General features: G+C 38.9%; 8 protein-coding genes and 4 tRNA genes. 4 read left to right on the top strand and 8 right to left on the bottom strand.

Annotated features, from left to right (window positions below; translation table 11 throughout):
• Positions 1 to 128 precede the first annotated feature (128 nt).
• From BBI00_RS00120 to BBI00_RS00105, 4 genes are all read left to right on the top strand, one after another.
• A tRNA-Pro gene (locus tag BBI00_RS00120) sits at positions 129 to 203 on the top strand.
• 14 nt (positions 204 to 217) lie between these two features.
• Positions 218 to 291, top strand: a tRNA-Arg gene (locus BBI00_RS00115).
• A 96-nt stretch (positions 292 to 387) separates the two neighbouring features.
• Positions 388 to 462, top strand: a tRNA-Pro gene (locus BBI00_RS00110).
• A gap of 18 nt (positions 463 to 480) precedes the next feature.
• A tRNA-Arg gene (locus tag BBI00_RS00105) sits at positions 481 to 554 on the top strand.
• A 673-nt stretch (positions 555 to 1,227) separates the two neighbouring features.
• Here BBI00_RS00105 and BBI00_RS00100 read toward each other — a convergent pair.
• The 8 genes from BBI00_RS00100 to BBI00_RS00065 all read right to left on the bottom strand — a co-directional run bounded on the left by BBI00_RS00100 (position 1,228) and on the right by BBI00_RS00065 (position 14,828).
• Complete coding sequence (locus tag BBI00_RS00100; RefSeq protein WP_065396860.1) at positions 1,228 to 2,073, bottom strand: SH3 domain-containing protein; 846 nt, start codon at positions 2,071 to 2,073, stop codon at positions 1,228 to 1,230.
• Positions 2,074 to 2,084: 11 nt separating this feature from the next.
• Entirely contained in the window at positions 2,085 to 2,912 is an 828-nt protein-coding gene (gene prmA / locus BBI00_RS00095) for a 50S ribosomal protein L11 methyltransferase (protein WP_065396859.1), read from the bottom strand.
• A 212-nt stretch (positions 2,913 to 3,124) separates the two neighbouring features.
• Positions 3,125 to 3,838, bottom strand: a complete 714-nt coding sequence (locus tag BBI00_RS00090) for a 3-ketoacyl-ACP reductase (RefSeq protein ID WP_065396858.1) — start codon at positions 3,836 to 3,838, stop codon at positions 3,125 to 3,127.
• Positions 3,839 to 4,350: 512 nt separating this feature from the next.
• Positions 4,351 to 5,940 (bottom strand): calcineurin-like phosphoesterase C-terminal domain-containing protein, encoded by a 1,590-nt coding sequence (locus BBI00_RS00085; protein ID WP_185116310.1) that lies wholly within the window; start codon positions 5,938 to 5,940, stop codon positions 4,351 to 4,353.
• A gap of 26 nt (positions 5,941 to 5,966) precedes the next feature.
• Positions 5,967 to 7,412 (bottom strand): SusD/RagB family nutrient-binding outer membrane lipoprotein, encoded by a 1,446-nt coding sequence (locus BBI00_RS00080; protein WP_065396857.1) that lies wholly within the window; start codon positions 7,410 to 7,412, stop codon positions 5,967 to 5,969.
• A 12-nt stretch (positions 7,413 to 7,424) separates the two neighbouring features.
• Positions 7,425 to 10,397 (bottom strand): SusC/RagA family TonB-linked outer membrane protein, encoded by a 2,973-nt coding sequence (locus BBI00_RS00075; protein ID WP_065396856.1) that lies wholly within the window; start codon positions 10,395 to 10,397, stop codon positions 7,425 to 7,427.
• A gap of 446 nt (positions 10,398 to 10,843) precedes the next feature.
• Positions 10,844 to 11,590, bottom strand: a complete 747-nt coding sequence (locus BBI00_RS00070) for a glycerophosphodiester phosphodiesterase (RefSeq protein ID WP_065396855.1) — start codon at positions 11,588 to 11,590, stop codon at positions 10,844 to 10,846.
• A gap of 166 nt (positions 11,591 to 11,756) precedes the next feature.
• Positions 11,757 to 14,828, bottom strand: coding sequence for a TonB-dependent receptor (locus tag BBI00_RS00065; protein ID WP_065396854.1), 3,072 nt, complete (start codon positions 14,826 to 14,828; stop codon positions 11,757 to 11,759).
• Between the last annotated feature and the right edge of the window lie 424 nt (positions 14,829 to 15,252).

Raw genomic sequence — 15,252 nt, 5'->3', positions numbered from 1 at the left:
AAAGTTAATGAAAAAGTATCATCAAAAAATTAATTAAAATTTATCTTAAAATTTATTTTTTTATTCCAAAAAGTATTGTACCTTTGCAACCGCAAAAACGAAGTAAAATTCGTTATTGATGGCCACCTCGGGGCGTAGCGTAGTCCGGTCATCGCGCCTGGTTTGGGACCAGGAGGTCGCAGGTTCGAATCCTGCCGCCCCGACTTAAAAAATTTAAGGGTGCGTAGCTCAGCTGGATAGAGCATCTGCCTTCTAAGCAGACGGTCAAAGGTTCGAATCCTTTCGCGCTCACTCAATGCTCACAGTTATCTTGTGAGTTTTTTGTTTCAAAAAGTGTTGTATCTTTGCAATGCAAAACGAAGTAAAATTCGTTACAGATGACCTCATCGGGGCGTAGCGTAGTCCGGTCATCGCGCCTGGTTTGGGACCAGGAGGTCGCAGGTTCGAATCCTGCCGCCCCGACTTTTTTCAAAATTTTAAGGGTGCGTAGCTCAGCTGGATAGAGCATCTGCCTTCTAAGCAGACGGTCAAAGGTTCGAATCCTTTCGCGCTCACAGGACTCACAATTTTTATTGTGAGTCTTTTTTTTGTTTATAAAAAAAGAAGTTAATAGAAAGGTTCGAGTCCTTCTGCGATTACTGAAGCTTTACAGGTTTTATAAATCTAAAAAATCTTTTGAATTTCTTTATTCTGTAGCTTTTCAAACCACGTAGATCCATAGATTTTTTAGTCTGATCAATAAACCTAACAGGTTGTAAAAACCTGTCAGGTTTAGATATATGATAGATAAAATGATCATTCTACACTTCATCATATAAAAATGCCGTTTCGCCGGCTTATTTTACCGGGTCAGCAAATGTTTTATAGCGACAGATTACAAATCCCGGTAATTTTACTGTAAACTTGATCAGAAGATCGTTAAAAGTTAGTTTTAATTATTAAGGGACATCGATTAAGAGTCAATAAAAATCTTTTTGTGCACTTTATAATTCCTTGTAGCCATTTTTGATGGCTTAACTATACACTTAATCATGTTTGGGTAGGGTTGGTTTATTTCCAATCCTATTTTTTATATCCGTAAAGATCTGCAAGCTTAAAACCTTCTATTAAAAGAATTTAATAATGTCTGACGATCATCTATTAACTGTAGACAAGTCTCTTCTGGCTTTGGAAAAAAATAAAAACCGCTGTCAAAACAACGGTTTTTATCTCTATCTGAATATTTAATTATTTCTGTTTATAGATGCTTCCATTCCACAAATATGTCTTGGAAGAATGTTTTTTGATTTCCCTGTCTTTATCATCCATTTCCATATCTTCTGTTTTCAGGATAAATGCTCCCGGAATTCCACCTTTATCATTGGGAAAAACATATTCTTCACTATGATAGAAAACTCCGGCATCAGCTACATTCATCAATTGCGGAATAACAATCAGCTTCTTATCTTTAAAAAAAACATACTGGTCGTAGGTTGCCACACCGCATGCTTCTCCGGAAACCATTGCTTTCAGAGTGAATTCTACATTCTGCAGTTTATGATTGCTTTCAATAGTAAAAGCTGCAGTACTCAACTCTTCTTCTTTTCCTGTATTGAAATAGGCTTCATCTATAAGCGTATTGCCCTCCATTACTTTTATACCGGCAATATTCTGCTTTTCAATATCATTATATTCTTTGTTTTTTCTTTCCACTGTTTTTGACAGCCCAAAGAGGAAGTCATAACCGTTTTTATTACGAAAGCCTACACAAAGATTACCACCCCAGACATATCCTTCAGCAGTTGTATCTCCTTTCTGGTAAGAAATTTTATACCAATTGGCTTTTCTTTCCCCCAGCTTCAGAACGGGAACAGTTTCTTCTTTTTTAAGGATCATAACCTGCTGATTGGTCTGCAATGAATCTACAATCCGGGCATTCACAGCCGGGTCTTTTCTGACTCTCGTCCAATCTGTAAAAATTTTCTGGGCTTTGTTCTCTTCAAAACCAAAAACACCGTCTGCATAAATTTCATTTTCCTGTGCTGTCATCAACTGCAGCATCAGTAAAAATAAAGCCGTCAAAAAAGTTTTCATATCTGTTTTTATTATTTTTCAAGCAGCAGACTTACCCATTCTTCACGCTGCAATTGTTTTTTCAGCTCAAGACCGCTCTCTCTGCAAACCTCAAGAATATCATCTACATCAAAGAAACAAAGTCCGGAGAGTAATAGTTTTCCTCCGTCATTCAGTACTGAAACATAGGTTGGAATATCTGAAATAAGAATATTTCTGTTGATGTTTGCCAGGATAATATCAAAATGTTCCTGCCCAAGATTTTCTGCTGTTCCCTGTTCAATATCCAGCTCCACATTGTTTCTTACGGCATTTTCTTTTGAATTCTCTACAGACCATTCATCAATATCGATTGCTTTGGTATCTCCGGCTCCCTGCTGTTTTGCATAGATTGCCAATACGGAGGTTCCACATCCCATATCCAGGACTTTTTTACCATTAAAATCAATATCCATCATCTGCTGGATCATCAAATGGGTCGTAGGATGATGCCCTGTTCCGAAAGACATTTTAGGCTGAATGATAATTTCATGAATTCCCGGCACCGATTCATGGAATTCTGCTCTGATCAGTACTTTATCATCAATATTGATCGGGGAGAAATTCTTTTCCCATTCTTCATTCCAGTTGATATTCGGCATTTCTTCGAAAGAATATTCAATTTTTACATTTTCATTTTGAATGATAGAAAGTGCCTTCAGCTGCTCTTCGTTGAACAAATCAGTCTGGATATATCCTAAAATTCCGTCAATTTCTTCTGTAAAGCTGTCAAAACCTATTTCTATAAGTTCTGCCATTAATATCTCGTTCCAGGGTTGTAATGGAGAAATCCTGAAATTGAATTCTAAATAATTTTGCATGTGAGTAATTTGCTGCAAAAATACTAATGTTATTATTGTTAAAAAAATGGAAGGGGTAAGTTTTGGATAAAGTCAGGGGATTTTACGTTTATTTTTTAGGTTTCGGCTAAAGCCATTTGAAGGTATTTTATAAAGAGAGCGGGCTAAAGCCCGCTCCTATTGAAGTATTGTTATGTTAAAATAATTGAAGCTTCAACTTCAAATTTTAAATCTTATGGATTGGTAGAGAAAATAGAACCATTGGCAATTAATGCTCTTCTGTTCATTTTCAGAATATCTCTTACCCATTCTGCAAAGTCTTCCGGCTGCAATACTTTATCAGGATTTCCGTCTGTAAGACCTCCCTGGATGCTCATATCAGAGGCAATGGTACTTGGGGTAAGGGTGATCACACGGATGTTCTGCTTTCTCCATTCTGCCATCATAGACTGTGATAAAGATACCACTGCAGCTTTTGAAGCGGCATAGGCAGACATATTCGGGCCACCTTTCAATCCTGCTGTAGATGCTACGTTTACGATATCTCCTTCTCCTTTAGCTTTCATAAACGGGTGAACGGCTTTAGCTGCATAATACACCCCGAACAAATTGGTTTTAATGACCTGTTCCCATGTTTCAGAAGACATTTCTTCGATAGTACCGAAATCACCGATTCCTGCGTTGTTGATCAGAATATCAATTCCTCCCAATTGCTCTGCCAAAGCTTCTATTCCTGCTTTTACCTGAATTTCATTGTCTACAGAAAAAACTGCATAGGCAGAGTTTACGCCCAGTTTTTTGATCTCCTCAACCGTCATTTTAAGGTTCTCTTCGTTTCTTCCTGTAATGGCAACGTTTACGCCTTCATGCGCCAAAGCTAAAGCTACGGCTTTCCCCAATCCTCTTCCGCCACCTGTGATGATGGCATTTTTTCCGTTTATATTCATAGTAGTAATACTTTTCGTGATGCAAATTTACGAAAGAACATTTTTATGGGGTGGGGAAAATGGAGATTTAATAGTTTTTTATGGTTGTTGATGGTTATTAACCACAAAAGGCACAAAAGATTTTAAACACTTAAGTTATTTTAAGGAATAAACTGAGCGCACAATAAGGACACTTAAGTTGCTTGAAAATCTAAGATTTTCTTATCACAGAGATCTGCGTAATCTGTGGTATCTGCGGGAGATAAAATAATAAAACCACAAAAGGCACAAAAGATTTTAAACACTTAAGTTATTTGAAGTAACAGGCATGAACATATAAAGTACACCAAAGTTTATGAAATCTCTGATTTTCATCTAAATTGAACTCAGTTATACAGTATTACTCATACTAAAGTGGTTTAAAATAAATCTTTTTGTGACTTTTGTGGTTTAATCTCAGCAAAAATAAAAGCCGGTCTTTTGCTGAACCGGCTTCAAAATCTAAAAAAGGTATAGTAAAAAAAATAAAAAGCTTAAGGAATCTGAATTGAATTCTGTACTTCAAATTCTTCTGAAGCAGAGAATTCATTTCCGAACATATCAACAGCTTTTACCTCCACGGTATGTTTTCCCAATGATAATTTCTTTGGAAAACCTGCTTTCCAAATATGTTTTGACATTTCAGGATTCGAAGGCCTTCTTCCCTCTAAAATCTTTGCCGTAGTATCCCATTTGAAAACAGATAGGGCAAAATTCGGGTCAATGGTTTCATCATATTCCATTTCTTCCCATTTTCCGTTGTCTATTCTGTATTCAACTTTGTCTTTTTTGCTTCCCATAAAGAAGTTAGCCAATATTTTTGCTGAGGTTTTCGACGGGAAAGGAATTACTTTCGGAACATATAATCTGATCTGATAATCTTCCGGTTTCCCGGCAGTTTTGTATTTTATTTTATACTGATTGTCATTAAAGCTGATAAAGGAATATCCTTTTGCTGTACCGTCTCTCATCGTAGAAGTAGGAAGCCCCTTGTCGTCAGGAGTTCCGGAATACCAGTCTCCACAGGTTGTTCCCGCATTGTATTCATGCAGTTCCCGGATCCCGTTCCAGCCTTCTTTTTTTCCATAGAAGATCTGCTGCTGAATGTGAGTATGTGCGGATAAAAGCAATACATTTTGGAATGGATTTAAAAAGTCAAATAACTTCTGGCGGTCGCTGTTCCTGAAGCTGTCTTCATTTTTATGTTCCAGCGGAATATGGAAAGACACTACAATCAGTTGGTCTCTGTTTACCAATTTAAGATCGTTTTCAATAAACTGAAGCTGATCTTCACGGAAGCCTCCCCAATAGCCTTTGCCGTCTCTTGGATCAGGATAAAGAATATCGTCTAAAATGATAAAGTGTACATTACCATAATTGAAAGAATAGTTGGCCGGGCCAAAATTGGCTTCAAAAGTTTCATCAGATTGTTTATCTTCTTTGGCATCGTAGTTCATATCGTGGTTTCCCATTACATTATACCATGGCAGACCTATTTCTTTCATCACATCGGCGTAAGGCTTCTGTAAGCTCAGGTTATCTCCTACCAGATCACCCAGACTGATTCCCAATACTGCATTTTTCCTGGTATTTTTAACTTCATTTACAATTCCTCTCCTGAAGTAGTCCAGCTCTTTTTCCGTATAAGGCTGCGGATCTCCAAAAACAAGGATATCAAAGGTCTTGCTTTCGTTTTGCCTGTAAAGCGGGAAGTTCAGTTCTCCCGGAAGTTCTCCTGTGGGTGCAACTCCTTTATATTTAAAATCCGCCGGTGAACCTTTTGTCTTATGATGATAATAAAACTGAGGCAGATTATTGCTGTTCATAGCGGTCTGATATCCTGAAGGCTTGATCACAAAAATGGTCTGATCGTCCTGTACAGGGAGACTGTAACGTCCGTTTTTATCCGTCAGCACAACCTGAACTCCATTAGAGACCGCTACTCCTGCAATTCCTTTTTCACGGTTTTCCTTTTTCTGGTTTTTATTGATGTCTTCATATACATACCCTGAAACGGAAGACTGGGAGAATGCCATTGCAGAAACCAGCATACAAGGCAACAGAAGTTTTATATTACTTTTCATATTTTTATTATTTATTTAAAAAACAGTTATTTATTCCACCACATTTTCACATTGATATCATCTCCGCCCATCTGCTGTACTGCTATCTGATAGTTTGCAGTATTCAATACTTTAGGGTTAGGAGGATACATCAGTCTCTGCGGAAGATTACCGTTATTCAGTAATCCTCCGTTATTGGGAAGTACCGGAAATCCTGTTCTTCTTTTTTCAAACCACTGCTGATGATCTACGAAGAATAAGGCGATGTATTTTTGGAGCATTATTTTTTTCAGATCTGCTTCATAGGCAACGTTCGGGTTGTCGAAATAATTGGCAGGAGTTACCGCTCCCCATTGTTCGATAGAAGACTTTACACCGCTTTCATAATAGCTTTTTGCACTTCCGCTGATGATGCCTTTAAGGGCAAGCTCAGCCATTGTGAACTGAAGCTCGGCATAAGGATATATAAAAATTTTCATGGGTGCCTTTGCCAGGTTCTGATTAAGGTTTGATGGCTGGTAAGTAAATACGGTTCCGAAAGGATATCCTGACGGAGCGCCCACATAGCCTATATTATTTCCTTTCAGGTCTTTTGCCTGGCTAAGGAACATCGGTATACGGGGATCATTATTTGCTTTTAGAGCCTGTACAAAAAAGTCTGAAGCTGCCCTTCCTGTCGTAAAATCCTGAGGTCTTGCAATAGGCGGCATCAATGGGGAAACTCCCGTGATATCAAGCTTTGCAGCATCCGCATTGCTTTGAAAAACCGGATATACTGCAGGATTATTGGCAATTTCCTGAATTCTTTCTTTGACATTCACGTCTCCATCCTTGCTTAAAATTCTTGTCAGTAATCTCAGAGAAAGTGAATTACAGAACTTCTTCCAGTTGTTGATTCCGTTCGGATCTGTATCTGCTTTATAGAAAAGATCTCCCCCGGTAAGCATTTTATTGGTAACAAATAGGGAATTGGCAGTTTTAAGGTCATCCAGCAGACGCACATAAATATCTTTCTGCTTATCAAACCTTGGCTGTAAAATATAGTCTTCCAGCTGGGATGCCTGCGAAAAAGGGACGTCACCATAGGTATCGGTAAGGTTGGAATAGATCCACGCGTTCAAAACCATGGAAATAGCCTGATAATTTTTGTCTCCTTCAGCAATGGCAGCTTTTTTCAGATCATCCACCTGCTTCAGCCATTTGTAAGAATTGTTCCAGAACCCGGATCCTGTATTTTCTGTGATGTAATACCTGCTCAGCGAGTTGCCTTCATTAGGAAAATCAAGGGAAACCTGCATGATGTCGAAAGTAAAATCATTAGCTCTGTTGTATCCCACTACAGACATATTATACTGCACCGGAACCAGCAAGGCACTGGCAACGGGCACATTGACCCTGCTTTTATCTTTATTGATCTCATCAAGGCTCCTTTCACACGAAACGGTACTGCTTACAAGGGCAAGAAATGAGCATATATAGATTAGTTTTTTCATTTTTTCTGATTTTTAAAATTTAACGTTTAACTGAATTCCGATTGTTCTGGACTGCGGCAACTGCCCTACTTCCACTCCCGGGGTAATGGTAGCATTATCCAGGGCAGCCACTTCCGGATCAAATAATGGGAATTTCGACCACATCCAAAGGTTTCTTCCGAATAAGGCAAGGGTAATATCTGTAACTTTTAAAGGTTCAATAGTAGATTTCGGGAAAGAATAAGAGATTCTCGCATCTCTCAGCTTAATGAATGAGGTATCAAATGAGTTGGTTTCCACATTGGCTCTTCTGTAATAATCCCCGTAATACGTATAGACAGGAATTCCCTTTGTATTGGGTGAAAAGCTTCCGTCCGGATTCTGAACCACTCCTTCTCCTACAATAAGACCGCCTGGGTTATCTCTTCCTACAAGTGTATGGGTAAGTTTTCCCTGCTCAGACATTTTGTGATGGGACTGCGAATAGGCAATTCCTTTATACTGACCGTCAAATGAGAAGCTGACACTGATATTTTTATACCTGAATTCGTTCTGAAGACCCGCCCTCCATTTCGGATAAGCATTTCCTATCTTTTTCATTTCATTCGGTTTTGCGGTAAGGCCGTCAGTGCCATAAATCACCTGCCCATCCGGGGAATACATCAGTCCGTATCCGTACATATCTCCCAAAGAACCGCCCACTACTGCATTATAATATACCACTCCGCCTATGCTTCCCATCGTATAGGGTGTTCCTTTAAATTCCTCGGGCAAGGACAGGATTTTATTCCTGTTCATAGACCAGTTGGCATTCACGTTCCATGAGAAATTTTTCGTTTTGACAGGGTAAGCATTCAGGGACATTTCAATTCCTCTGTTTCTCAGCTCACCGGAGTTAATGATTCTTTTGTTATAACCTGTTTCATACAATACAGGAATAATGACCGACTGGTCTTTGGAGTTATTCTGATAAAACGTAAAGTTGAAGATCAATCTGTTTTTAAGAAGATTAAAATCCATTCCTCCTTCTATATTCGTGATCATTTCCGGTTTAAGGTTTGGATTCGGGTATAAGGAAGGGGATTCTACTGAGCCTATAAACACACTGTTGTCATAATATTTTTCAAGCATGTAGTTGTACGTATCGTTTCCGACCTGTGACCATGATAACCTCAGCTTCCAAAGGTTTACATTATCTGATTTTAATTTAAAAATATCAGATAAAACAAATGAAGAAGCTACTGACGGATAAAAATATGACCTATTGTGCTTTGGAAGTGTGCTGCTCCAGTCATTTCTTGCCGTCACATCCAGGAAGATCATATCTTTATAGCTGAAATTGGCTAGTGCATATACACTATTCACCTGGTTATCATTAGGACTGGCAAGCTTAAAGTCCTGTGAAGTAGCATTGGAAAGCTGGTAAAGTCCGGCCCTGTTGAGTCCTATTGCCCTGTAATCATTCATTGTGTATTCATGATATCTGATATTTCCTCCTGCAGAAGCTGTTACTCCAATGTCACCGAATTTATTTTTGTAAGTAAGCAGAACGTCATTATTCAGATCAAAATACCTGATGTACTGTTCTCTGTAAAATCCTTTCAGATAATTGGCAGAGCTCCACGGTCTCCTTTGGGTACGAAGCTCATTGCTCCATTCCAGACCTGTTTTATAGGCGATATCAAAATTCTTTGCCAGCTGATAGCTGATATTGATATTTCCGGTTATTATTTTCTTGTTTGTACTGTTCAGATTTTCGTAAGCGATCAGGTAAGGGTTATCGATATATGAGCTGAAAGGATGCACCTGATCTATCTGCTCGGCTCCTTTTCTCCAGATCGGCTTATACCAGTCCAGGTCTACATTCGGATTCTGGAAAATCATGAAATAGGAAATCGACTGGTTATTGTACCCCGTTGCGGGAAGGTTGTCACTTTTGGTATTGCTGAAATTGATTTTGGTTCCGATTTTCAGTCTGCTGCTCAGTTTATGATCCAGGGACAAAGCTGCATTCAGTCTGTCGAAACCTGTATTAGGCATCATCCATTCATTTTTCAGGTAAGAAAGGGATGTTCTGAAAGCAGTACTTTCATTGGAATGCTCCACAGATAAGCTGTTGGAATAATTGGCACCTACCTGCCAGAAGTCTTTGATATTATTTTTGTAAGGTCTCCAGAGTTTTCTTTCCAGGCTCTGTCCTTCTATGGCCGGATCGTACTGAAAATAGTACTGGCCATCAAATTTAGGCCCGAAAGCACTGCTGGTAGATCCTGTATTCACTCCATCCACAGAAGCTCCGTAAGAATAATAGTAGTTCCCGTTTTTATCTCTCTGCTGGGTTCCCTGCCCGTATTCATACTGATAATCCGGCCATTTCAGAACGCTGTCAAAGCTTGTGTAGGAATTTAAGGTCACCTGAACTTTTCCTTTTTTGGTCTTTCCTGATTTGGTCGTAATCATTACGGCTCCCCTTGATCCTCTGGAACCGTATAAAGCAGATGCAGTAGGGCCTTTCAGAATGGAAATAGATTCAATATCATCCGGATTGATGCTGTTGAAACTGTCTCCATAATCAATGGGCAGATCTCCTCCTGAGCCGGCACCATAGGCTGCTGTTCCCGTCCCTGTTCTTCTTCCGCTCAGAGGAACACCGTCCACAACAATCAGTGCATCATTATTTCCAATACTCATAGAAATGTCTCCACGAAGGGTGATACGGCTTGTTCCAAGAGGTCCGGCTCCGGCGGTCTGAATCTTTAATCCGGCAACTTTACCCTCTAAAGCCTGTGCCCAGTTGTTGTTCTGAGTTCTCAGAAGTTCTTCAGATTTAACGGTTTGAGTAGAATATCCCAAAGACCTGTCTTCTCTTTTGATCCCCAAAGCAGTAACAACTACTTCGTCAATTCCTTTAATACTGTCTTTTTTAGCTTTCTGCTGAGCCGTCAGATGAGTACTGAATAATCCTAACAGTGACAAAACCAACAGTTTTTGTGTCTCTTTACGCATTTCCTTTTTGTTTGCGCAAAATTAAAACGACATTATGAGTACGGTTTTAATACGATTTTAACGTTTTTTAAAAGATTATTGAATAATATGTTAATTTTTCCTTAACAATATTGGATAACATGCTATCAAACAGCCTCTTAACTCATTAAGTATTTTTAATGCCAGTTCACCGCTATATTTATGTATCTTTATTGTCTTCACATGAGATAATACCACACAACAAACACAAATAACTAAAAATCAATTATTTATAATAATCAAATTCAGTCTTATTGACTACTGGTTCATACAAATCGGAGATTTTTCAATAAAAAAAGACACAGCCTGCACTTAAAAGTGCAGGCTGTGTCTTTTTGCTAAGTACTGGAAGTAAGAGCGGGATTATGAAGTTTCCGATTGTCGTTTTAGCAAGTAGCAGATGACTCTGCCTGATCGGAATTACAGTACTATTTATTTTTCAGCTGTTCAGGGATATTGGTTGTTACAAATCCGATTCCCTGTTTTTTTAATTCTTCATATACTGCCACGTCATTTACAGTCCATGAGTTTGTGATAAGGCTGAGTGCTTTCGCTTCAGCAATCCAAGTTGGGTTTTTCTGAAATACACTGAAATGATAATCCATCCCGTCCAATCCTTCTTTTCTGATCTGTTCCGGCGACAATTCTCCGTTCAGATACTGAACTTTAAAAGAAGGCGCCTGTTTTTTGATCTCCCTGCAGATATTTAAACTGAATGAAATAAATTCACTCTGAGATTCAAGCTTCATATCTTTGATCATCTGAATGGTTTTCTTAGTGATCTCGTTTTCTATTTCCGGGGTTTTGGCCGGTTTGATCTCAACAATCAGTTTTACTGACGGATCTTTCTTTCCCTGTTTTAAATAATCTTTTAAAGTGGGAAACTTTTCACCGTTCGATAATTTCAGCTGCTCCAGTTCTTTGAAAGAAGTTTCCGAAATTTCCATTTTACCGTGATGCTCATCATGATTGATCACCAGGACACCATCTTTTGTCATTCTCACATCAAATTCTGACCCGTAAACTTTTAGCTTCTGGGCATTTTCTAAGGATTTTAAAGAATTTTCCGTCGTTGGAGGCTGAGTCTGAAAATATCCTCTGTGTGCTATAATCTGAGTTTGTGCTTTCATGAGAACCGTACTTAAAACTGCTAAGCCTAAGATAAAATTTTTCATAATATAATTTAGATAATTAAAACAAAGTCCTGAAACTTTTTGATAAAGATAAGTATTAAAAAATGTAAACCACAAAGACGTAAAGATTTCAGATTAAAGCTAAGGTTAAGATTAACTTAGAAATTCGCACTTCTTTCCCATTCTTTGTGGTTTAAAAAACCCGCTATCAGAAGCTGTATTTTGCTCCGATCTGGATCTGGTACGGATTCCCTGTTAAAGGTGCCAGTCCGCTTCCGCTGATGTTTTTCGTATATTCAAACTGTCTGGTAACGGGATTGAATTTATTCATCCTGTACAGCGATGTATTTCCGTATGATTTATTCACGCCCCATTCTTTGTTCAGAAGGTTGGCAACGTTGAAAATATCTACAGACAATTCAAAGGCGCCTATTTTATCAAATTTTATTTTCTTTGCCACCCTCAGATCCCATACTCCATAGAACCCGTTTTTACCGCCGTTACGTTCTGCAATTTTACCGTTGTAATCGCTGATATAGTTTTTCAGAGCTTCTCCTACCTGCGGGTCATCCAGAATTGTCTGGGCAATATTCGGGAAGATATAAGCCAGGTCATTATTATCTACAAAGTCTCCGTTCACATTTCCTCCTGCTGTTACGGAGAAGCGGGTTCCTCCTATTCCTGAATACCTTATTCCCAGTGTAAATCCTGCGATGGTAGGAGAATTCCCATAGATCACCACTTTATTCCTGAATTGGTTATCAGAGTACGTCATCCTCAGATCTCTCGGATCACTCTGGATCATCGTAGACAATGTTGCAGAATTGGCAACATTTCCGTTATAAGAAGTATTGTCTTTGATATCAGACCAGGTATAGCTGGCTGTGATCTCCCCGTCTTTCCAGTAACGGTAGCTGGTGTCAATCACGAATGAGAACTGATTTACTTTACCATCACTTACAAGCTCCAGCACTCTTCCGAATTTGTTGTTGATTCTTCCTGCTTTCCAGTCTATCCTACCCTCATTCAAAGATTCTGCCGGAACAAACACTCCTCTGCCTCCTTCATTGTCTAATGTAAAGAAAGGATTGGCTACCATATTCCTGTCATAGTAATAATAGTTGTTTCTTCCCAATGCCATATATCCTGCAATTCCTGCTCTGAATCTTTCATTGAAGAAATGGGTATATGAGATATTGGCTTTATACACGATTGGGATTTTAGCATCTTTTCCTGTGTAATTGATAGTAGGAATCTGATATTGGGAAAGTGTAGGAACCGTATTGTAATCATTCCTGTAACTGTTGAAATCCGGGAACGGAACCGCTTGAGAAGTTACATCTACCGTTGCCAGATGTTTCCCGTCAAATACCAGGTTATTGATGATCATATAGTTATTAATATCAGACGAGAATATTCCGGCTCCGAATTTTAAGAAATCCTTACCCTGCTCATTGATATTCCAGTCAAACTGAAACCTGGGCTGGATCACAAATGATTTTATTTTATTATCTGTTCGGATGCCCATCTCATCATATAGCTTCTGATTGAATTCTGCTTTAGGATATCCGCCGTAGTCGAATCTTAATCCGGCCATTAAATCAAGACCTTTGGCAATTTTGGTCTGAAACTGCCCATAAAAACCGATATTCCAGATATTCGACCTTACGGACGGATCTTCCATCAAAGGAACTTCCCTGTAAAACCGTGAAGGCGTCATGGTTTCAAAATTCCCCATTCCCTGAAAATGGAACCTTCCGTTTACCTCACTTCCGTATATAGATTTTGAAGTAGTATACATCAGATCTGCTCCGAAGGTATATTTTACCTTATCTGTATTGTAGTACAAATTATCTACAACCTGGAATACATTATTCCTAAAGCTTTCCTGTGCAAAACGGTGACCTCCGATCTGGATATTGGTAGAACCCACTCCCGGAGATGTCACATTTTCAACAATAGCTCTTGGTACCGGCTTACCCAGCTCATCATTCTGATAACTGTTCTGGAAAGTATACAGGTACTGTGCTTTCAGCTCATTGGTCAGGTTAGATTTCAGGTTGGATCTCAGGGTCAGCAATAAGCTGTTGTCAAGGTTTTTATCATTTCCATAGGATTCAAAGAAAGTGATATTGGTATTATCTCCCAATCCGTTTTTATTAAGATCGTAGGTGAAGTTATTTCTCAGGGTCAGCAAATGCTTCTCATTGATCTGCCAGTCTAAACGCAAAAAGGCTGCATCTGAATTTCTTACCTTATCAAAGCTCCCGAACTGCGGGCTGTTCCCTACCCCATATTTTGATCTTGCAATATCCAGAAACTGATTAAGGGTCTGTGTGGTGGTATTCAGTCTTTTCTCATCTTCCGGAGATCTGATATCAGCAATAAACAAAGGTCTTGAATCCAGCTGGTGATCCCATGCTACGAAGAAGTGTAATTTATTTTTAATGATAGGTCCTCCTAATGAAAATCCGAACTGAGAAGTAGAGAAATCATTCTGTCTTTTGTTTCCTCTGATATCGTACGGGCTGGAAAGCCAGTTTGTCCGTAAGTATTCCCAGGCACTTCCCGAGAATTTATTGGTTCCTGATTTAGTAACGGCACTTACGGTTCCGCCACCACTTCTTCCCAGGGTAACATCATATTGGTTGGTGGTAATCTTGAATTCACGTACCGCTTCAATCGAGATGGAGAAAGGAGCGCCACTTCTACTGGTTGTAGATCCTGCAGAAGTTGGATTTTTAGCCGTCATACCGTCAATGGTAAAGTTGGTGGATGAACCGAGCTGTCCGGATAAACTTCCGCCTTTTCCGCTTAAAGGGGACAGTTCTGTAAGACTGGTAAAATTTCGTCCGTTTACTGGTAATATGCTGATGTTTTTAGCAGTAATGGCCGTAGCTGCACCAAGGTTTCCGATCTTGTTTTTCAGGTTTCCGGTAATTTTTACCTCTTCAATATTCTTCTCACCGCCCAGATCCATATTTACCGTAATCTGATCCCCAAAGCTGATATTGTACCCTTCCTTTTTATCGTCATTTACAATGACCGTATAAGGCCCGCCAAGAGGAATTTCTTTAAAAATATATTCTCCTTTGGAGTTGGTTTCCGTCTCTGTTCTGAATCCTGTAGATTCGTTTACAATGGTTACCTTCACTTTTTCCTGAGCGGTACTTCCCGGCCCGGTTACTTTCCCTATGATAGAAGCCTGTGTGGTCTGTGCATAAGCCATAGATCCAAGCCCTAAAAACAATAATCCCAGTACAATCTTTACTTTTCTCATTTCTTCAAATTAGATGTGCAAAGGTATTTTGACTTTAAAGGCCTTCTATTTAAGAGACTTTTAACATTTTTTTAATTAAATCAGAACATTATGTTAAATTAATCTGAACATTCACTTTATTCCGTACACAATCAGCTTGTTGAGGTGTATTACATATTTTTAATTTTCCTGTGCTATTTCATTCTGTTATTTTTTAAATGATGGAATTAAGCTGGGCTTGGTTAAAAAAATCAAGAGTAACAGACTGAAAGCCAGACTAGAGAAGTTGGAGCATTATTCATGGTTAATGTAAGGAATCTTAAAAACGATGAAAATACAGGGAATGATTATTCTTTAAGGGCGTCACAACTTCCTGCTATCATTTCCCGGCTTCAAACCTGTCCAAAAACCGGAAGTTTTTATCCGAATTCACATTACTTTAATT

The organism is Chryseobacterium arthrosphaerae, from assembly GCF_001684965.1.
GTDB classification, from domain to species: domain Bacteria; phylum Bacteroidota; class Bacteroidia; order Flavobacteriales; family Weeksellaceae; genus Chryseobacterium; species Chryseobacterium arthrosphaerae.
This window is presented reverse-complemented; position numbering and strand designations above follow the sequence as displayed.